The 16,906-nt window shown below is 55.8% G+C and carries 23 protein-coding genes, 1 tRNA gene, 1 pseudogene and 1 other annotated feature; of the genes and pseudogenes, 3 read left to right on the top strand and 22 right to left on the bottom strand.

What is annotated here, in order from left to right; translation table 11 throughout:
* Nucleotides 1–12 precede the first annotated feature (12 nt).
* The 6 genes from JMJ95_RS07715 to JMJ95_RS07690 are packed head-to-tail and all read right to left on the bottom strand — an operon-like array spanning nucleotide 13 to nucleotide 2,143.
* Entirely contained in the window at nucleotides 13–486 is a 474-nt protein-coding gene (locus tag JMJ95_RS07715; protein WP_290684243.1) for an MnhB domain-containing protein, read from the bottom strand.
* Entirely contained in the window at nucleotides 486–755 is a 270-nt protein-coding gene (mbhE, locus tag JMJ95_RS07710; RefSeq protein WP_290684241.1) for a hydrogen gas-evolving membrane-bound hydrogenase subunit E, read from the bottom strand. The genes JMJ95_RS07715 and mbhE overlap by 1 nt, the downstream gene beginning before the upstream one ends.
* The gene (locus JMJ95_RS07705) at nucleotides 752–1,015 is read right to left on the bottom strand and encodes a hydrogenase subunit MbhD domain-containing protein (protein ID WP_290684239.1); all 264 of its coding nucleotides are present in this window, start codon (nucleotides 1,013–1,015) and stop codon (nucleotides 752–754) included. Before JMJ95_RS07705 ends, mbhE begins: the two co-directional genes overlap by 4 nt.
* Nucleotides 1,015–1,395 (bottom strand): monovalent cation/H(+) antiporter subunit G, encoded by a 381-nt coding sequence (gene mnhG, locus JMJ95_RS07700; protein WP_290684237.1) that lies wholly within the window; start codon nucleotides 1,393–1,395, stop codon nucleotides 1,015–1,017. The genes JMJ95_RS07705 and mnhG overlap by 1 nt, the downstream gene beginning before the upstream one ends.
* A gap of 5 nt (nucleotides 1,396–1,400) precedes the next feature.
* Complete coding sequence (locus JMJ95_RS07695; RefSeq protein WP_290684235.1) at nucleotides 1,401–1,661, bottom strand: monovalent cation/H+ antiporter complex subunit F; 261 nt, start codon at nucleotides 1,659–1,661, stop codon at nucleotides 1,401–1,403.
* A complete protein-coding gene (locus JMJ95_RS07690; protein ID WP_290684233.1) occupies nucleotides 1,658–2,143 on the bottom strand; it encodes a Na+/H+ antiporter subunit E in 486 nt (161 codons plus the stop codon). Before JMJ95_RS07690 ends, JMJ95_RS07695 begins: the two co-directional genes overlap by 4 nt.
* Nucleotides 2,144–2,580: 437 nt before the next feature.
* On the opposite strand from JMJ95_RS07690, the gene JMJ95_RS07685 reads away from it, so the two are divergent.
* Nucleotides 2,581–3,492 (top strand): DMT family transporter, encoded by a 912-nt coding sequence (locus tag JMJ95_RS07685; RefSeq protein WP_290684231.1) that lies wholly within the window; start codon nucleotides 2,581–2,583, stop codon nucleotides 3,490–3,492.
* On the opposite strand, the gene JMJ95_RS07680 is transcribed toward JMJ95_RS07685, so the two are convergent.
* Together JMJ95_RS07680 and JMJ95_RS07675 are read right to left on the bottom strand one after the other, a co-directional pair.
* A complete protein-coding gene (locus JMJ95_RS07680) occupies nucleotides 3,404–5,374 on the bottom strand; it encodes a YgiQ family radical SAM protein (protein WP_290684293.1) in 1,971 nt (656 codons plus the stop codon). The genes JMJ95_RS07685 and JMJ95_RS07680 overlap by 89 nt on opposite strands.
* A gap of 14 nt (nucleotides 5,375–5,388) precedes the next feature.
* A complete protein-coding gene (locus JMJ95_RS07675; RefSeq protein ID WP_290684229.1) occupies nucleotides 5,389–6,864 on the bottom strand; it encodes a zinc-ribbon domain-containing protein in 1,476 nt (491 codons plus the stop codon).
* Between the two features lie 227 nt (nucleotides 6,865–7,091).
* Between JMJ95_RS07675 and JMJ95_RS07670 the strand changes: the two genes are divergently transcribed.
* Complete coding sequence (locus JMJ95_RS07670) at nucleotides 7,092–7,547, top strand: hypothetical protein (protein ID WP_290684227.1); 456 nt, start codon at nucleotides 7,092–7,094, stop codon at nucleotides 7,545–7,547.
* Nucleotides 7,548–7,582: 35 nt separating this feature from the next.
* Here the strand turns inward: JMJ95_RS07670 and JMJ95_RS07665 are convergent, their stop codons facing one another.
* Both JMJ95_RS07665 and JMJ95_RS07660 read right to left on the bottom strand, forming a co-directional pair.
* The gene (locus tag JMJ95_RS07665; protein ID WP_290684225.1) at nucleotides 7,583–9,271 is read right to left on the bottom strand and encodes a glutamine--tRNA ligase/YqeY domain fusion protein; all 1,689 of its coding nucleotides are present in this window, start codon (nucleotides 9,269–9,271) and stop codon (nucleotides 7,583–7,585) included.
* A gap of 90 nt (nucleotides 9,272–9,361) precedes the next feature.
* Nucleotides 9,362–10,264, bottom strand: a complete 903-nt coding sequence (locus tag JMJ95_RS07660; RefSeq protein ID WP_290684223.1) for a cation diffusion facilitator family transporter — start codon at nucleotides 10,262–10,264, stop codon at nucleotides 9,362–9,364.
* A 331-nt stretch (nucleotides 10,265–10,595) separates the two neighbouring features.
* Between JMJ95_RS07660 and JMJ95_RS07655 the strand changes: the two genes are divergently transcribed.
* Nucleotides 10,596–11,081: a hypothetical protein gene (locus JMJ95_RS07655; RefSeq protein ID WP_290684221.1), complete on the top strand. Its 486-nt coding sequence runs from the start codon at nucleotides 10,596–10,598 to the stop codon at nucleotides 11,079–11,081.
* A 56-nt stretch (nucleotides 11,082–11,137) separates the two neighbouring features.
* Here the strand turns inward: JMJ95_RS07655 and JMJ95_RS07650 are convergent, their stop codons facing one another.
* From JMJ95_RS07650 to tuf, 12 genes and pseudogenes are all read right to left on the bottom strand, one after another.
* Nucleotides 11,138–11,734, bottom strand: a complete 597-nt coding sequence (locus JMJ95_RS07650) for a nitroreductase family protein (RefSeq protein ID WP_290684219.1) — start codon at nucleotides 11,732–11,734, stop codon at nucleotides 11,138–11,140.
* On the bottom strand, nucleotides 11,731–12,279 hold the full coding sequence (locus JMJ95_RS07645; RefSeq protein WP_290684217.1) for a MarR family transcriptional regulator: 549 nt from the start codon (nucleotides 12,277–12,279) through the stop codon (nucleotides 11,731–11,733). The genes JMJ95_RS07650 and JMJ95_RS07645 overlap by 4 nt, the downstream gene beginning before the upstream one ends.
* Complete coding sequence (locus JMJ95_RS07640) at nucleotides 12,260–13,105, bottom strand: amidohydrolase family protein (RefSeq protein WP_290684215.1); 846 nt, start codon at nucleotides 13,103–13,105, stop codon at nucleotides 12,260–12,262. Before JMJ95_RS07640 ends, JMJ95_RS07645 begins: the two co-directional genes overlap by 20 nt.
* Nucleotides 13,106–13,189: 84 nt before the next feature.
* Complete coding sequence (gene rplL / locus JMJ95_RS07635; protein ID WP_290684213.1) at nucleotides 13,190–13,570, bottom strand: 50S ribosomal protein L7/L12; 381 nt, start codon at nucleotides 13,568–13,570, stop codon at nucleotides 13,190–13,192.
* Nucleotides 13,571–13,633: 63 nt separating this feature from the next.
* Nucleotides 13,634–14,167 carry a 50S ribosomal protein L10 gene (gene rplJ, locus JMJ95_RS07630; RefSeq protein WP_290684211.1) on the bottom strand — a complete coding sequence of 178 codons (534 nt, stop codon included), beginning with the start codon at nucleotides 14,165–14,167 and terminating at the stop codon, nucleotides 13,634–13,636.
* 19 nt (nucleotides 14,168–14,186) lie between these two features.
* Nucleotides 14,187–14,330 (bottom strand) — a sequence feature (ribosomal protein L10 leader region).
* 22 nt (nucleotides 14,331–14,352) lie between these two features.
* The gene (gene rplA / locus JMJ95_RS07625) at nucleotides 14,353–15,063 is read right to left on the bottom strand and encodes a 50S ribosomal protein L1 (RefSeq protein WP_290684209.1); all 711 of its coding nucleotides are present in this window, start codon (nucleotides 15,061–15,063) and stop codon (nucleotides 14,353–14,355) included.
* Between the two features lie 57 nt (nucleotides 15,064–15,120).
* Entirely contained in the window at nucleotides 15,121–15,546 is a 426-nt protein-coding gene (rplK, locus tag JMJ95_RS07620) for a 50S ribosomal protein L11 (protein WP_133958371.1), read from the bottom strand.
* A 108-nt stretch (nucleotides 15,547–15,654) separates the two neighbouring features.
* The gene (gene nusG, locus JMJ95_RS07615; protein ID WP_290684206.1) at nucleotides 15,655–16,197 is read right to left on the bottom strand and encodes a transcription termination/antitermination protein NusG; all 543 of its coding nucleotides are present in this window, start codon (nucleotides 16,195–16,197) and stop codon (nucleotides 15,655–15,657) included.
* An 87-nt stretch (nucleotides 16,198–16,284) separates the two neighbouring features.
* Complete coding sequence (gene secE / locus JMJ95_RS07610) at nucleotides 16,285–16,467, bottom strand: preprotein translocase subunit SecE (protein ID WP_290684204.1); 183 nt, start codon at nucleotides 16,465–16,467, stop codon at nucleotides 16,285–16,287.
* A gap of 40 nt (nucleotides 16,468–16,507) precedes the next feature.
* Nucleotides 16,508–16,583: transfer RNA gene (locus tag JMJ95_RS07605), tRNA-Trp, on the bottom strand.
* 21 nt (nucleotides 16,584–16,604) lie between these two features.
* The gene (rpmG, locus tag JMJ95_RS07600; protein ID WP_133958365.1) at nucleotides 16,605–16,754 is read right to left on the bottom strand and encodes a 50S ribosomal protein L33; all 150 of its coding nucleotides are present in this window, start codon (nucleotides 16,752–16,754) and stop codon (nucleotides 16,605–16,607) included.
* 25 nt (nucleotides 16,755–16,779) lie between these two features.
* Nucleotides 16,780–16,906, bottom strand: a pseudogene (gene tuf, locus JMJ95_RS07595) (elongation factor Tu); the annotation flags it as partial.

Here is a 16,906-nt window from a genome sequence, read left to right as displayed (position 1 = left end):
TCCTCCTTTTTTTTATCGGTCATGGCCGATTTCCATCTCCAGGGACGAACCCTGGAACATCCTGATTCCCCTGAACATTGTCAGAATGATCAGGGAAAGAGCACCGACCACCTCAAGTCCAACGGCGATGGACATGAGGGCGATGGTGCCGCATTCGGGGACAATCATCCCTTCGCCGCCCACAAAAGGCTTCACGAAGGAGTTGTAGAAGAAAGAGTTGGGAAACCCCCACAGGGCCAGAAGCAGGAAGGCCAGGAGTCCGATTTCCTCGAACAGGTCGTAGAGTGCATTCTTCGCCCATCCCAGCACCTTCCTGCCTCCATAGGCCACCAGCAGGAAGGCCATGAAGGTTGCCGTAATGGCTCCTCCCTGGAAGCCGCCTCCCGGGGTCATGTATCCGTGGACAAGCACGTTCACCCCGAAGACGATCATGAACCACGCAAATAGGTCACAGACAGTGCGGACCACTATGGAAAGCGGATTCATTATTTTTTTCTCCCTTCCCTGAAAAGAACCGAAATCGAGCAGAGAGCGGTAAACAAAACCGCAGCCTCGCCGATAGTGTCGAATCCCCTGTAATCGAACACCACGGCGGTGACGATGTTTTCCGCAGAGCGGTTAGGCAGGGAATCCGCCAGAAAGAAGTCATCCATGGGAGCCTTTCCGGGGTCGCCGAAAGGATGGACATTGTCCGCTGCGCCCAGAACCAAGGCGCCCAGGAGAATGGCCGCCACAACAAAAAGGGTCTTTTTCATCGCCGCTGCCCTCCTTCGCGCCTCTTCAACCGGCCGCAGGCCCGAAGAGTGATGATAAAGATGGTGGTGCTCAGGCCGGCCCCGATGGCAGCTTCGGCAATGGCCACGTCCGGAGCCTTCAGAAAATAGAACTCCAGCGCCATCATCAAGCTGAAAACGGCGAAAGATATGACCGCGGAAATAAGATCCTTGAACCACAGGGCAAAAAAAGCCGCCAGAGCCAAGACAGTCAGAATGGCAAGGTGCAGCACCGTATTCATTACCGGGATTCCCCTCCTTCGCGACTCTCTTCAAGTCTGTCCACCACGGCCTTCGCAGGCAAAACGCCGCTGCGGTGAGCCGCCCTGGCGATGGCGTGGGCTCCAGTGGCGTTTGTCACGAGAAGGACAAACATCGCCACGATGGTGTGGATTGCCAGCACTACAAAACGGGCCTCTCCTGTCTGGAGCAGTCTGCCGAGGGAATACAGCACTACCGCCACAGCAATGAAGATAGTACCAAAGGTGGTGCACTTCGTCGCACCGTGGAGTCTGGTGTACACATCAGGGAAACGGTAGAGGGAGAAGGTTCCTAGAGAGTTGAAAGTCAGGCTTACCAGCAGAGAAAGAAAAATCAACGGTAAAAAGAAAATATAAAACACTGAGCCTACACCTCCCCTTCGATGTACCGAGCGATAAACATGGTTCCCACGAAGGAAAGTCCCGCATAGACTATGGCCACATCCACCATGACCACCGAGTCGAAGACCACGGCAAGAAGCATCATGAGCCCCACCACAAGGGTGTTCAGAGTGTCCAGGGCAACCACCCTGTCGGGGACCGTCGGTCCGGCGATGAGACGTCCGAAAACGCCGAAGGCAAGGATACCAATGACCGCCGCAGTAAACAATACGATATGGACCGTCATTCAGCCAACCTCCTTGCCCAGAGGGCGAATTTTCCGTACAACTGCTCCTCCGAAGGATTTTCGTCCTCCACGTAGATCCAGTGGATGTAAAATTCCCCCGCATCGTCCACATCCACGGTGAGCGTCCCCGGCGTAAGCGTGATGGAATTCGCCAGCACCGTCTTGGCGACATCGCTGTTCAATCCGGGGTTCACCCTGACGATGCCGGGCCGAATGTTTCCGGTGATGACCCGTATCGCTACATCGATGTTCGCCTTCGCCATGCCGAGGGCAAAGGGCCCGAAAAGATAGGTCACAAAGTCGAGCCAGCGTTTGGGCTCGAGTCCCCGTCTGCTGAGTTTCCTCCCCGGATGCCATGTGGTGTAGGCATAGGTGACAACTCCCGCCACGAGAAGCCCGATGAGCACTTCAACCAGCGGAATGCCCCCTCCGGACCACACGAGGAGAAGATACATCAGAAACGAGGCAATGAAAATGAACACATGCTCCACCTCCAGTCTTAAGATAATGAACTATGATAAATTTCCGGAGACCCGGAGAGCGAAAAAAACATCGGATACATTATACTACGGTTCGATTCATTGTAAATGAAAGTTAATATCCCTAAATCCGCACCTCAGCGGGGAGCGTCACCGGGGAACGCTTGGGCGGGGGGGTGCTGATTGTCGTTCGTGACAACTGCCCGGGCGAGTCCCGCGGCTCTCTGCGTTCGCCGGTTGTCTGCCTGCGAAATCGACATCCATGCCGGTTTCTCGCCCCCGGGGAGGGCGAATTCACCTTATGCCCGGCGCCACTTTCTCCGCCTGGAAAAACTGCGGGTTTAGGTTAATCTAAAACGCAAACGAATTGCGAAACTTCCTTACACCCAGGCTGGGAAGTGGTATACTCTCCCGAGTTATTTCCTATGGGAGTGAAAAACATGGCTCTTTCTGCAGGTTTGAAAACGTTTCTCGCGGATATTTCCCTGATGCTGGTCGCCCTCTTCTGGGGGCTCGGCTTCGTGGCGATGAAGGATGCTCTCGAAAGCTACCCGACGTTCTGGCTGCTAACGCTCCGTTTCGGTTCCGGGGCTGCGCTCATGGCCGCACTGTTCCGGAAAAGACTCGCCGGTGTCTCCCCCGCAGACATAAAGGCGGGAGCGATCATCGGAGTCTTTCTCTTTCTCGGGTTTTCCACCCAGACTCTCGGCCTGAACTTCACCACGCCCGGGAAACAGGCCTTTCTCACCGCCACCTACGTGGTCATCGTTCCACTGCTCTCCTGGGTCTTCAGGAAGCGGTTTCCCGGGCTTCTCTCCTTCGTGGCGTCGGCCGTCTGCCTGGCCGGTATGGCGATGCTCACCCTTCAGGAGGGCTCGGCAGTCGGCGCGGGGGACACCCTTACGCTGGTGTGCGCCGTCTTTTTCGCCTGCCACATACTGGCCATAGAACACTTCGCCGCAAAAACCGACCCTGTGATCCTGGCCATTGTCCAGATTTTCATGGTCGGTCTCCTCAGTTTTCCCTTCGCCCTGGCCTTCGAGACATGGCCCGGCTTTAACGGCGGGTCCGGTTTGTGGAGTATCGCCTTTACGGTGCTCTTCTGCACCGTTTTCGCCTTCGCCGTTCAGAACGTGGCCCAGAAATTCACGCCTTCAACCCATACGGCCATCATACTGAGCCTGGAGTCGGTCTTCGGTGCCCTTGCGGGAATCTATTTTCTTGGCGAGGTCTTCACGCCGAGGATGGCTGCGGGCTGCGCCCTTATCCTGGCCGCCGTCCTTCTGACGGAGACCGGCCCGGCCCTCGTGAGGGCGCTTTCCGGCTGTCTCCCGGCCGGGGAGAAGCCGTAGGTTTTCCTGCCCGCATCTTTTGTGCGCTTCTCCCCGCTGAAGAGGACTCCTTCCCCCGGCGGGTTTCTTTATGTTGCTCCCTGACGAGACAGCGGGGCCCCTCACCAACAAGGTCCGACCTCCCCGCAGCCTTCAGTGCCCGGATGACGGTCTCTCTGTTCTTCGGCTCCCGGTACTGCAGAAGAGCCCGCTGCATTTTCCGTTCATTCCTGTCCTTCGGTACGTGAACCTTCTTCCCCGAAAACGGGTCCATCCCAGTGTAATATATGCAGGTGGACAGGCTCCCCGGCGTTGGGATGAAATCCTGGACCTGTTCGGGCTGGAACCTGATGTCCCGCAGATACTCGGCCAGCCGCACCGCATCCTTCAGATCCGCTCCCGGATGGGAAGAAATGAAGTAGGGAACCAGATACTGCTTCTTCCCCAGCTTTCTGTTCACCTCGGCGTACGCCTCCATGAACTTCCCGTACACTTCGCAGCCGGGCTTCCCCATCACCGACAGAACAGCCGGCGATACGTGTTCCGGCGCCACCTTGAGCTGTCCGCTCACGTGGTGGGCACACAGTTCCTCCAGGAACGGCGTCTTTTTGTCCGCCATGAGGTAATCAAAACGAATTCCCGACCTGATGAAGACTTTTTTTACCCCCGCCAGGGCCCGGAGCTTTCCGAGCAGTTCGAGATAGTCGCTGTGGTCTGCCCGGAGCTTCGGACAGGGAGAGGGGAACAGGCACTGACGGCCCCTGCAGGCACCCCGGACGAGCTGCTCATCGCAGGCAGGAATGCGAAAGTTCGCCGTGGGCCCTCCAACATCGTGAATATACCCCTTGAAATCGGGCAGAGTGGTAAGGAGCCGCGCTTCTTCCACCAGGGAACCGTGGCTTCTCGCCTGGATGATTCTTCCCTGGTGGTAGTGTATGGCACAGAAAGAACAGCTCCCGAAACACCCCCTGTGGCTCGTGAGACTGAAGCGGACTTCCTCGATGGCCGGTACGCCTCCATCCTTCTCGTACATGGGATGGTAGGTCCTGGTATAGGGATAGCCGTAAATCTCGTCCATTTCATCCATGGTCAGGGGACGGGGAGGGGGGTTCTGGATGGCCCAGACAGTCCCGAAGCGCTGGGCGACCGCTTTCCCGTGGAAGGGGTCCTGCTCGGGATACTGGAGCCTGAAGGCTTCCGCAAACTTCTTCCTGTCCGAGGAGACTTCCTCCCAGGAAGGAACCTCCACCGTCTTTCCGTCTTCAGGATAAGCGGAGGACCGGTACATGGTTCCCCGAACGGAACGGATCTTCTCCACGGGCACACCCCGGTCGAGAAGAGCGGCAATCCCGGCGATCTGTTTTTCTCCCATTCCGTACACCAGGAGATCCGCCCCGCTGTCTACGAGGACGGACCGACGGACTTCATCGGACCAGTAATCGTAATGGGCAAACCGGCGAAGGCTCGCTTCTACACCGCCGATGATCAGCGGGATATCCTTCCAGCATTCCCGTACCCGGCTGCCGTAGACGATGGTCGCCCTGTCGGGACGCAGGCCTGCCTTTCCTCCCGGAGAATAGCTGTCCCGGCTCCTGCTTTTTTTCGAAGCGGTAAGCCTATTGAGCATGGAATCAAGGTTCCCCGCTGTCACTAGGGCGGCGAGCCTGGGACGCCCCATGGCGAGGAAGGGTTCCCTGCTCCTCCAGTCCGGCTGGGGGAGAATGCCCACCCTGAACCCTCTGCTTTCGAGAACCCTGGCGATGACAGCCGGTCCGAAGCTCGGATGATCCACGTAGGCATCTCCGCTGATCAGAAGAAAATCGAGCCCCGCCCAACCTCTTGCCTCCATTTCTTCCCTGCTCACGGGGAAGAAGGAAGTTCCGGGAACGGGCGGGACCGACATAGTCGAAAGGTCTGTCAATTGAGCACCCCGGCGGTCACTGATTTCACCCTGTAGTTTCCGTATTTTATCCTGATGCCTGTGGTCTTGCTGGCCCTGTAGATTTCCTCTCCCTTTACAAGATCGTTCGGGTGGCCCAGGAGAGAAAGGACCTGCCGTCTCTCCATTCCAACGGCAAGGCCCCCGTCAAGGGGATACTTCGCCGATGTGAGGATTATTTTCTTCACTTCAGGGCCGCCCGGTCCCTCATAGACAACAAAGGTTCCGCCGCTGAACGTGAGGGTGGTCTCGGTACCCTCCCCCTCGGAAGTCTTTACCTTGCGGGCCGAGGTTTTCTGAGGTTTTCCCAGCACCTCCTGGATCTGCTCCTTCGTGGTGCCGTAGGAAGTAAGGACCCTTTCGAGATACAGCACGGACAGCGATTCTTCACGGGTATCCAGCACGGTCAGGAATTTGCCGAAGATCCAGCCTTCCTTTCCGCCTCCCTGGGGCTTCACCCTATACCAGGGCCATGCCTGGGGATCACTCAAAGACGAGGATGATACACTGTATACCACCTTGTTCCTGTCCTCGGGCAGGATCACTTTCACCATCCCCGAAGCGTCGGGAAGACCGGTCACCGTAACGCCCCTCCCGCGTGCAACCTTGACTTTCTTTCCGTCCGGCGCGGTCAACTCGACGTCCGAGAGGGTAACTGCTTCGGCACTGTCGTCAGGAGTCCAGGATTCGAGAACCTCGAGCCTGTTTCCGGCAGAGACTCTTCCCGCCACGGGACTTTCAATGGTGTGAGAAGTGCGTAGATTGACGCTGGAACCGATGACGATTCCCCGGGTCGGTAGGGTGACCTCGGGAATTTCACCGGGAACGGCGGACGCAAAAGGCACAGGAGTAGAAGCCGTAGGGCCGGCCGGCTGCACTGTCTCTCCCGGGACTTCTGCAGTCCCCTCGGGATTTTCAGCCGTCCGGGTACCGGCAGGTGACGGCTCCTCCGGGGCCGGACCAGGTGCAGAGGAAGTTTTCTCCGGCTCCCACTCCACGGCATCCAGGGGCAAATCTTCCCCCTGTCGGAGGAACCAGTACACCCCTCCGCCGATGGAAGCCAAAAATAAAAGAAGGGCAAAGATAAGAGGAAGGGTACTCTTTCGGTTGCCCCTTCGCCGCCTCGGCCGGGCCACGGCGTTAAACTCCCGGAAACTCGCCTCCGTTCTGTCAGCGTTGGGCCTGAACCGTCTTCCCGGCTCCGGCTCGTTTCCATTGACGGCAAACCTGGCGCCGCGGCGCGGAATGGACTGCCCCCTGGAAGGCGGTTCCTGACGAGGTACCGCCGTGCTGGGATGAAGAGGCTCCTGGGCCGGAACTTCAGGAACAGGAATTGCCGTTCCGCATGCCGGGCAGAACCGGAATTTTCCGTTCACCTCTTCGCCGCACTCGGGGCATTTTCTTCCACTGTCCTCTCCGCTTGGGGAAAAGCCGTTTTCATCGTATCCAACCATATCGGGCGAACCTCCTCTACGCATTTCCGAAGATTTCCCATAGGAAATCGCATAGTATGCTAATTTTTATTGTAGCACTTCTCTTCTTCCCGCCCCTCAGCACTTCTCCGTAAATGGAGAAAATGCCTGCTTTTCTCCAGGAGGGAAACAGGCATTTTCCCCTTTCCTTTTTCCGGAACTGAACGGAAAATAAAGAAAGAGATTACATTTTTTAGGGAGGTGTTTTCATGAGGAAAATACTGCTTATTACAGCGCTGTTTCTTCTCGCAGTTTTCCCCGCCGTTTCCTTCTCTTCGGCCGAGGCGTCCTTGTTCTCCGCCCTGGAGCTCAAGGAAATCGCGGTCAAGGGACACAAGCTGCACATCCGGGGAGAAACCGACCTTCCTCCGGGGTCCATGGTTCACCTCGACATCCGGCTTCCGTGGTCCTCCGGGCCAGGAAACAAGAAGTTTGCCGTGAAGGTCAGGGTAAATTCCAATCACTTTTTTGCAATGGTCGATCTGCCGAAGAAACCAAATTACTCCGGTCTCACGGTACTTCTGAAAGCAGTATTCAGGCCCTCGGAACAACACCAGTCCGTCAAAGCGAAGGTGGGGGCAAAGGGCGAAAAAATCGGAGGAGGGAAAGCAAAAAAGGTCAAAGGAGAAACGGTGCTGGAGGACATCAAACAGCTGACGCTTTAAAAAACGGGAGGGGGATTTTCCCCTCCCGTTCCTCATTATTCCGCCTGCTCTTTCCGCACCAACTTCGCCCAGGAATCCTTCAAGGCAACGGTGCGGTTGAATACCGGTCTTTCCGGGGTGGAATCAGGGTCGACACAGAAATATCCCTGTCGCAGGAACTGGAACGTCTCCAACGGTCCGGCTTTTGCCGGCCCGGGCTCCACGAAACAGTTCTCCAGCACTTTCAGGGAATCGGGGTTCAGGTAATCCCGAAAGGTTTTTCCCTCTTCCATGGCTGACATGTCCCGCAGGGTGAACAGGTTGTCATACAGGCGAACCTCCGCCTTCACAGCATGAGGAACCGAAACCCAGTGAAGGGTGCCTTTGACCCGCCTTCCGTCGGGAGCCTCCCCGCCGCGGCTCCGGGGATCGTAGGTACAGCGTAGTTCGACGATTTCCCCATCCGCCTTTTTAATCACGCCGGTGCATGTGACAAGGTAGGCGTGCTTCAGTCGCACTTCCATTCCCGGAGAGAGACGGAAGAATTTCTTCGGCGGGTTTTCCATAAAATCGTCCCGTTCAATGAAAATCTCCCGGGAGAAGGGTATCTGTCTGGTTCCGTCCTCCGGCTTTTCCGGGTTGTTCTCCGCCTCGAGCATTTCGGTTTGTCCTTCAGGGTAGTTCTCTATGACCACCTTCAAAGGATTGAGTACCGCCATGGCCCGCCGGGCCTCCAAATTCAGCTCTTCCCGGATGATGTACTGCAGAAATTCGATGTCCACCATACTGTTGGACTTTGACACGCCGATTTCCTGGCAGAACCGACGAAGAGCCGAGGGAGTGTACCCCCTGCGGCGTATGCCGCTGATGGTAGGCATTCTCGGGTCATCCCAGCCCGAGACGATTTTTTCGTTCACCAGGGTAAGCAGAAGACGCTTGCTCATCACCGTATAGGTGAGGTTCAGCCGGGCGAACTCGAACTGCCTCGGTTTGCAGGGAACGGAAACATTGTCCAGCAGCCACTCGTAAAGGGGTCTGTGATCCTCGAACTCGAGGGTGCAGATGGAATGGGTGACTCCCTCGATGGCGTCCTCGTATCCGTGGGCAAAATCATACATGGGATAGATGCACCACTCGTCCCCGGACCGGAAGTGGCGTCTGTGAAGAATGCGGTACAGCACCGGGTCTCTCATGTTCAGGTTGGGGTGGCCCATGTCGATCTTCGCCCGGAGGACGCAGGTGCCGTCCTCGAAATCTCCCCGTCTCATACTTTCGAAAAGGGCCAGGTTTTCGTCCACGGTACGGTTTCTGTACGGAGACTCTTTTCCAGGGGCAGTGAGGGTTCCCCGGGTCTCCCGGATTTCGTCGGCTGACTGGTGGTCCACGTAGGCTTTTCCTGTGCGGATCAGCTCGAGGGCCCATTCGTGGAACCGGTGAAAGTAATCTGAGGCGAAGCACAGCTTGTGCCACCGGAAACCGAGCCACTGGACATCCCGCATGATGGACTCCACGTATTCCGTCTCTTCCTTGGCTGGGTTCGTATCGTCAAAACGAAGATTGCACGTCCCCCCGAACTGCTCCGCAAGACCGAAGTTCAGGCAGATGGACTTGGCGTGACCGATATGGAGATATCCGTTCGGCTCTGGAGGGAAACGGGTGCGGATTTCCTTCACCACACCGTTTTTCAGGTCATCCAGGATGATCTGTTCAATAAAATGAGGGCCTTTTGCGGACTGGGTTTCCATCAATTCAAAACGCTCCTTTGCTTGGCGGGAAATGGAATGAACAGTGCTTCGACTTTCTGTTTTTGCGCAGACAGGACAAAAACGTAAAACTTACCGGCCCGCCGCCTGCGAGGCGGGTTCCATGTGGAGGGAAATATGGGCGTCATGGCCGAAAATCTCCCAGATCTCATGTTCAACCCTCCGGGATATTTCATGGGCTTCGCTGAGAGACAGGGCCCCGTTCATCTGAATATGCACGTCCACGGCAATGGAGCTTCCTATCCTTCGGGTCTTCAGCTTGTGGAAAGAACGAACCTCCGGCACGGAAACGATTGCGGACTGGAGCTCCTTTTCAAGCTCCCCCGGGAGAGCAGCCTCGATGAGCTCGTCAAGGCTGTCCCTCAGGATGGGCAGTGCCGCGGTCACGATGAAGACGCTCACCACCAGGGCGGCCAAGGGGTCGAGAACACGCCACCGTTCACCTCCGAAAAAGGCCCCGGCAATTCCAACCAGCGTACCCACAGAGGAGAGGGCGTCGGACCTATGGTCCCATGCCTTGGCAATCAACGCGCTGCTCTGAAGCCTCCTCCCTCCCTCGATGGTGTACCGGAAGAGCCATTCCTTCAGCAGAACGGAAACTGCAGCGGCTGCAAGGGCGATCATTCCGGGACCGGGCATTTCCGCGCCCCTCACCAGGAAAGACCAAATCCGCGCAGCTCCGGAGAAGAAGATTCCTCCCGCCGCAAGAAGCAGAGAGATCCCGCACACGGCCGAAAGGACGGCTTCGATCTTGCCGTGACCGTAAGGGTGGTGGGAATCGGCAGGCTTCCCCGCCGCCGAGAGCCCGAAGTACACTATGAGATCGGTCAGCAGGTCGGACAGGGAATGGGTAGCATCGGCGATCATGGCAGAACTCCTGCCGAAATAGCCCGCAAAGTACTTCCCTGCTGTAAGAAAAAGATTGATCACGAGCCCCAGAAAGGTTATTCGTCTTGCTTCGTCATTTCTCTCCATTTCAATTCTCCTTCATCTTCGTACAGCCGTCGGCATCTTTTTTTCCATTATGAGCCTTTCGCCGGCCAAGTCAAGAATTTCCGCCCTAAATCCGCACCCCAGCGGGGAGCGTCACCGGCGCACCCTTGGGCGGGAGGGTGCCTGAGGGGATATCTCCGCAAAGAGCGCGGAGCGGGATCTCTTCGCCCCTGGGGAGGGGGAATTCCGTATGCCCGGCGACACCCCCTCTGCCTGAAAAGCCTGCGGATTTAGGTCTAGGCTGCGGATTCCTGTGGCGGATTCCGACACTTTAGGGTAATGTAAAAGCAATTTTTTCCAGGGAGGGATCTCCATGAGTGAAGAGAAAGTCCGGGCAGTCGTGCCGTCACTGAGCAGAAAGACCGGCTGGTTCAGTTATACGGTCTACACCCTCGTTGTAACGGATGATAGGATGCTCTTCGTCCACGAAGACCCGAAGGAAACCTCGGCATTCGCGAAAGAAGCGGCTGCAAAAGCAAAAGCCGAAGGGAAAGGGTTCTTCGGCCGCTGGGGAGCCGTTCTTTCTTCCGGGTATGATTACGTCAGGAATTATTGGGACATGCCGGTAGAAGAAATAGCTGCCCGGGGAAAGGAGTCCATTGCCATACCTCTCTCCCGGGTCCGATCCGTCCGCATGGTCAAAAAACTCGTCTACGACAAGAATCAGGAGATGAATGTCTTCGAATACAGCCTTGTGGTGGAGCATACAGGAGGCAAACTCACCTTCAGTCTCAGGGGCAACGAGAAGAATATCCGGGAAGCACTGCAGTCGGTCCTTGGAGGGCTCTTCCAGTCCTGAACCGAAAAAAGCCCCGCGTCTTCAGAGACGCGGGGCTTTTCAATGCCGCGGTCCCGTCACTCCCGTATCCAAACCCGGTCATCCAGCGGAAGAAACTCCTTTTCTCCGGGGTCAGCGACGGGAACACCGAAGGGCATCTGGGCTATCAGCCGCCACTCGGCTGGGATGTCCCATTTCTTTCGGACATCCTCTTCCACAACCGGAGCGTAATGCTGCAGCGAAGCTCCGAATCCCTCGGACTCAAGCCCTGCCCAGACAATATACTGAAGCATCCCCGACGCATGGTCGGACCACACAGGGAAATTGGCGGCATAGACGGGGAACTGTTCCTGCAGATTTTTAACCGGCCCCGTGTCCTCGAAAAAGAGCACAGTACCGTATCCGTTTCCGAACCCGTCGATCTTTTCCTCCGTGGGGGCAAACTTGTCCGCGGGGACGATCTTCCTGAGGGATTCCTTCACCATGGACCAGAAATCGTCGTGGGATTTTCCGAGGAGGAGCACCGCCCTTCCGCTCTGGGAATTGAACGCCGAAGGAACATGCTTCACCGCGAAGCGAATTATCTCCTTTATCCTGTCGTCAGAAACAGGGCTCGCCTTGGAAATACCGTAGTACGTCCTCCGATCCTTCACCGCCGCAAAAAAATCCTTCATACTCTCTTCTCCTCCTTCGAATTTTCTTCAATCCGGAGCAGCATATTCTCCAGACTGTCCTTTTCCTGCACAGTAAAACCTGAAAAAAACCTCTTTTCGAGGGAACTCAGGATATCTTCCAAAACGGGCTTGAGCCCCCAGCCTTTTTCGGTGAGCCGAATATACGAAACCCGGCCGTCCCGGGCATCCCTTTCCCTGGTGACGTACCCGCATCGGACAAGCTTTTCCACAAGCACGGTGACCGTGGGCTTTGTTTTCCCTATCTCTCGGGCAATGTCTCCCATGGTAAACTCCCTGCCTGAAAAAAGGGCCGTAAGGAGCTCTCCGTGGGAAGGTACAAGACATTCCTTCTCGCATTCCTCAATATATCCGGAGATGAAACGGTGTATTGAATCATGGATTCCGCCGATACGACGGATGATCTGCTGTATGTTATCCATGGCAATAATATTAGTTCGACATCTAACCTTTGTCAAGGCCCCTGATTTTCCCTCAATCCCTTGGCTCTCTGTCAGATGTCGTAGCCTATCTCCGATTCTCTCCAAGAAAGGAAAGGGCGTTTCCTGAAAGAAATTGAGCTGAGGCCTCATCTGAGACGCCGGAAGCATCAAGGAGTTTTTTGTACCGCGGGAAGGAAAGTATGGGGAAGTCGGAACCGTAGAGAATCTTGTCATCGACACCCGATGCAGCCATTGAGGAAAGAACTGCGGGCTCGTAGAGCCAGGGCCACGCAGCGGAATCATACCGGGCGTTTGAAAGGTAGAGCTTCATCTCGGGCATGAGTTCGTACATCCACAACCCACCTCCGAAATGGGCGAAAATCACCCGGGTCTCGGGATGATGGACGCAGAATTCCGCCGCCTCCCTGGGGCCTACGTTGCCCTTGCCGGCATAGTCATGACCGACCGGCTCCGCTGAATGGAACATAAGGAACATATCAAGCTCATGGGCGGCTCCAGCGAGGCGCCAGGTTTGCCTGATATCCGCAATGTCGAGGTTCTGTCCCTGGGGAAAAATCTCTCCTATGCCCACAAGCCCCGCCTCCCTGCACCGGAGGATCTCGCGGTCACTTCCCCGAGCCATCGGCGGAACCACCGCGAGGCCGCGGAAACGAGCGGGAAACTTTCGCACCGCTTCGATGACATAGTCATTGCACAGTGCACACAGCCCCGGATCCTTGAAGGCAAAACCGAAAATCCATGAAACATCGACCCCGTCCCTGTCCATTTGCTCCACCACATCTTCGGCCGCAGCCCATTTATGGACCTTCCCCCCTATGAGAAGGGCAAAATGCTCCTCTGTCCGGGCAATTTTTTTCGCATCCCGGATGACTTCGGGCGGGTACACATGGACATGGCAGTCGACGATCATGGCAAACCTCCGGCAATAGGGTAAAAAGAAGGCGGCGCTACGGACGCGTCGCCTTCAGTATATCTGAAAACCGGAAAAGAGAAACTACTTGACTTCGACTTCTGCGCCGGCCTCGACAAGCTTCTTCTTTACCTCTTCGGCTTCTTCCTTGGAGACGCCTTCCTTGACTGCCTTGGGAGGATTGTCGACGAGTTCCTTGGCTTCCTTCAGGCCAAGGCCGGTAAGCTCGCGGACAACCTTGATCACGTTGATCTTGTTTGCGCCGGGTGCCTTGTAGACCACGTCGAACTCGGTCTTCTCTTCTTCAACGGCGGCAGCGGGCGCACCGGGCATGGCCATCATGGGCATAGCCATCGCAGGAGCGGAAGCGGACACGCCAAATTTGTCCTCAAGAGCTTTCACAAGCTCGGAAAGCTCAAGAACTGTCATAGTTTCAATAGCCTGAATCATTTCATCACGGGTCATTCTGTTTATCCTCCTTGGATATGTATCAGCAATTTATGGGTGTTTTGGCGCGGACTTACGCCGCTATGCAGCCTGTTCCTTCTTTTCCTTGATCTGGTTGAGGCAGGTCGCCAGTCCTCGAATGGGACCGTTGAGCACCGAAAGGAACCCGGAAATCGGTGCTGCGATTGTACGAACAACCTGTCCGATAAGGACGTCCTTGCTGGGAAGATCGGCAAGGGCGCTGACCTGGTCGGCTCCCAGAATGGAATGGCCCAGGGCGCCTCCCTTGAGAACGAAAGACTTGTTGGTCCTTTCCTTGGAAAAATCACGGAGTGCCTTGGCCACCGCTACGGGGTCACCGTAGGCAAGTGCGAAGACGTTAGGGCCGTAAGCCATCTCATCAGGAAAAGCAGTAAGCCCTTCCTGCTCCATGGCGATCTTCATGAGGGTGTTCTTGGCCACCTTCATTTCGCCGCCAGCGGCGCGGACCTGGGCCCGAAGAGCGGTGATCTGGGCAACGGTCATTCCGCGGTATTCAGCCACGAAGACCGCCTGGGTCTTCGACAGCCTTTCACGAAGTTCTTCAACCTGTTCAAATTTTACTTGTGCCGGCATGTACTCACCTCCTTGCCTCATTGCATTAAAAAAATCCCGGGCACACCGGGCCCGGGATAAAAAACAGCTTCACAGCCGCATTTAAGCCGGAACCTCGGCGGGCGGAACGAATCCATTGTCCTCTGATGGGACCCGCTGTCTGCAGTTCGCGTGGTATTTCTGTTGTCAGGCGCCTGGAACGAAATCTATTCGCCGCCCATTTCCTTCTGGGCGGCCGCAGGATCAATCCTGATTCCGGGTCCCATGGAAGAAGCTATTGAAAAACTCTTGACGTAGGTTCCCTTGACGGAAGCGGGACGAGCCTTCAGTACCGCCTGGAAAAGCGTCTTAACGTTATCATAAAGCTGCTCTTCCGTAAAGCTCTTCTTGCCGGCGCCGTTGTGAACGATTCCGAACTTGTCGACCCGGAACTCCACGCGGCCTGCCTTGATCTCCTTTACCGCATCGCTGAGCTCGAATGTTACCGTACCGGTCTTGGCGCTGGGCATAAGGCCTCTTGGACCGAGAAGTTTTCCGAGGCGGCCCACGGACTTCATCATGTCCGGTGTCGCGATGACGGCATCAAAATCGAGCCATCCGCCGGAGATCTTCGCTACAAGATCTTCACCGCCCACAAAATCGGCTCCGGCCTCTTCAGCTTCTTTCACTTTCTCGCCCTGGGCAAGAACAAGCACTCTCTTGGTAATGCCCGTACCGTGGGGAAGAACAACAGTGCTCCGGACCTGCTGGTCAGCGTGCCTGGGGTCGACCCCGAGGCGGATGTGAACTTCGATGGACTCGTCAAACTTCGCCGTGGCGGTTTCCTTGAAAAGAGCGATAGCTTCCTTTATTGAATAAAGTTTACCCTTTTCAATCTTTTCCACCGCCGCCTTCATTCTCTTGCTTATCTTTGCCATTGCTTTTCCCTCCCGGTGGTCAAACAGCCCGAAGGCCTCCCACGAATTTCTTCGGTACTAATCGACGATGTCGATTCCCATGGACCGTGCGGTTCCTTCGACCATTCGCATCGCTGCTTCCACGTCGTAGGAGTTGAGGTCCTCTTTCTTCAGCTCGGCTATCTCCCGGACCTTGGCCCGGTTGAGGGTCGCCACCTTCTTCTTGTTCGGTTCACCCGATGCAGCCTCGAGTCCGGCCGCCTTCTTCAAAAGCACGCTTGCCGGGGGAGTCTTCAGTATGAAGGTGAAGCTTCTGTCCGCATAAACCGTTATTACTGCCGGAATGATAAGTCCAGCCTGATCGGCGGTCTTTGCGTTGAACTGCTTCACGAACTCCATAATGTTCACTCCGTGCTGACCAAGGGCAGGTCCCACAGGAGGAGCCGGTGTAGCCTTTCCTGCAGGCAACTGCAGCTTGATCTGCCCAATTACTTTTTTTGCCATTCCTCAAGATCTCCTCTCGTTACTGAAAGCGGCATCCGAACAGGGAAAAGAGGAGCCAAGAACTCTCTTGCCTCCCAATCAGGCGCCTCTTTCGCGTTAAATATATAGCTAGAGCTTCTCAAGCTCCGTATAGTCCGTTTCCACTGCCGTTTCCCGTCCGAAGACAGTGACGGCGAACTTCACCTTGCCCTTTTCAGGAAGCACCTCGATCACAGGTCCGACCTGGCCTTCGAAGGGGCCGCTCTTGACCTTGATGACGTCGCCGATGCGAAGGTTCAGTTCAATTTTGGGCTTCGCCTGCTCCTTACCCACCTTGCCCATAATTTCCCGGACTTCTCTCTCGGTGAGGGGAATAGGATGGTTTCCGGAACCTACGAACCCGGTGACACCGGGTGTATGGCGCACCACATACCACGACTGGTCATTAAGACGCATTTCCACGAGAACATAGCTGGGAAAAAGCTTTCGTGTTACTTTCTTGCTTTTCCCGTCCTTGACGGACACACGCTCTTCCACAGGCACAAGGACGGAAAAAATCCTGTCTTCCATGCCCATAGTGGCGATTCTCTGTTCTAGATTCGCCTTAACGCGGTTCTCGTATCCTGAGTATGTCTGAACTATATACCAGCGGCGTTCTTCGATGCTATCCATACATGAAGGGGGTCTCGCGGCCCCCTCACCTCCCTGCCGATCTTTGAAATGATCCTGGAACGCAACTGCCTGGACCGGCAGCGTACATTATCTGATAAGACGCGATAAAATTCCCGTTAAAAGCATGTCCACGAGTCCGAGGTAGGCGGAGACAAAAAGGGTGAAAGCAATTACCACCAGCGTGGAATACCACACCTGCTTTTTTCCTGGCCATGTTACCTTTTTCAGTTCGGCTCGGGCTTCTCTTACGAAGGTGAGGATATTTTCCACAACCTCGGCCTCCTATCTTTTTTCATTGACAATAAAAAAATGGCAGGCCCGGCAGGACTCGAACCTGCAACCCCCGGTTTTGGAGACCAGTGCTCTGCCAATTGAGCTACGGACCTGCGAGCAGAGTGTATTTTACACTACTTGCCTTCTTTGTGCAAGGTGTGCTTGCCGCACCATTTGCAGAATTTATTGAGCTCCAGCTTCTTTGACTGCTTCTTCTTATTTACAGTCGTAGTATAGTTCCGCCTCTTGCACTCGGTGCAGGACAGGCCGACAATATCCGCCATAAATGGTTGCCTCCTCGAAGTTTAATTATTCAAGAATCTCGGTGACGACGCCGGCGCCGACCGTATGGCCGCCTTCGCGCACCGCAAAACGAAGACCCGGATCCATGGCGATAGGCACGATCAGGTCCACTTCAAACGTCGCATTGTCTCCC

This window comes from Aminivibrio sp. (assembly GCF_016756745.1).
In the GTDB taxonomy this organism is placed as follows: domain Bacteria; phylum Synergistota; class Synergistia; order Synergistales; family Aminobacteriaceae; genus Aminivibrio.
The sequence above is the reverse complement of the archived record's forward strand: the minus strand, read 5'-3'. Positions and strand labels throughout refer to the sequence as shown.

Bases quoted from the DNA above. Each gene is read 5' to 3' on its own strand.
- rplA (WP_290684209.1), bottom strand. From the start codon at position 15,063: ATGGCAAAGATAAGCAAGAGAATGAAGGCGGCGGTGGAAAAGATTGAA.
- nusG (WP_290684206.1), bottom strand. From the start codon at position 16,197: ATGGATAGCATCGAAGAACGCCGCTGGTATATAGTTCAGACATACTCA.
- JMJ95_RS07640 (WP_290684215.1), bottom strand. From the start codon at position 13,105: ATGATCGTCGACTGCCATGTCCATGTGTACCCGCCCGAAGTCATCCGG.
- JMJ95_RS07655 (WP_290684221.1), top strand. From the start codon at position 10,596: ATGAGTGAAGAGAAAGTCCGGGCAGTCGTGCCGTCACTGAGCAGAAAG.
- JMJ95_RS07705 (WP_290684239.1), bottom strand. From the start codon at position 1,015: ATGAATACGGTGCTGCACCTTGCCATTCTGACTGTCTTGGCTCTGGCG.
- rplK (WP_133958371.1), bottom strand. From the start codon at position 15,546: ATGGCAAAAAAAGTAATTGGGCAGATCAAGCTGCAGTTGCCTGCAGGA.
- JMJ95_RS07650 (WP_290684219.1), bottom strand. From the start codon at position 11,734: ATGAAGGATTTTTTTGCGGCGGTGAAGGATCGGAGGACGTACTACGGT.
- JMJ95_RS07660 (WP_290684223.1), bottom strand. From the start codon at position 10,264: ATGGAGAGAAATGACGAAGCAAGACGAATAACCTTTCTGGGGCTCGTG.
- JMJ95_RS07670 (WP_290684227.1), top strand. From the start codon at position 7,092: ATGAGGAAAATACTGCTTATTACAGCGCTGTTTCTTCTCGCAGTTTTC.
- JMJ95_RS07675 (WP_290684229.1), bottom strand. From the start codon at position 6,864: ATGGTTGGATACGATGAAAACGGCTTTTCCCCAAGCGGAGAGGACAGT.
- JMJ95_RS07665 (WP_290684225.1), bottom strand. From the start codon at position 9,271: ATGGAAACCCAGTCCGCAAAAGGCCCTCATTTTATTGAACAGATCATC.
- rplJ (WP_290684211.1), bottom strand. From the start codon at position 14,167: ATGCCGGCACAAGTAAAATTTGAACAGGTTGAAGAACTTCGTGAAAGG.
- rplL (WP_290684213.1), bottom strand. From the start codon at position 13,570: ATGACCCGTGATGAAATGATTCAGGCTATTGAAACTATGACAGTTCTT.
- JMJ95_RS07680 (WP_290684293.1), bottom strand. From the start codon at position 5,374: ATGTCGGTCCCGCCCGTTCCCGGAACTTCCTTCTTCCCCGTGAGCAGG.
- mbhE (WP_290684241.1), bottom strand. From the start codon at position 755: ATGAAAAAGACCCTTTTTGTTGTGGCGGCCATTCTCCTGGGCGCCTTG.
- JMJ95_RS07685 (WP_290684231.1), top strand. From the start codon at position 2,581: ATGGCTCTTTCTGCAGGTTTGAAAACGTTTCTCGCGGATATTTCCCTG.
- JMJ95_RS07695 (WP_290684235.1), bottom strand. From the start codon at position 1,661: ATGACGGTCCATATCGTATTGTTTACTGCGGCGGTCATTGGTATCCTT.
- JMJ95_RS07715 (WP_290684243.1), bottom strand. From the start codon at position 486: ATGAATCCGCTTTCCATAGTGGTCCGCACTGTCTGTGACCTATTTGCG.
- rpmG (WP_133958365.1), bottom strand. From the start codon at position 16,754: ATGGCGGATATTGTCGGCCTGTCCTGCACCGAGTGCAAGAGGCGGAAC.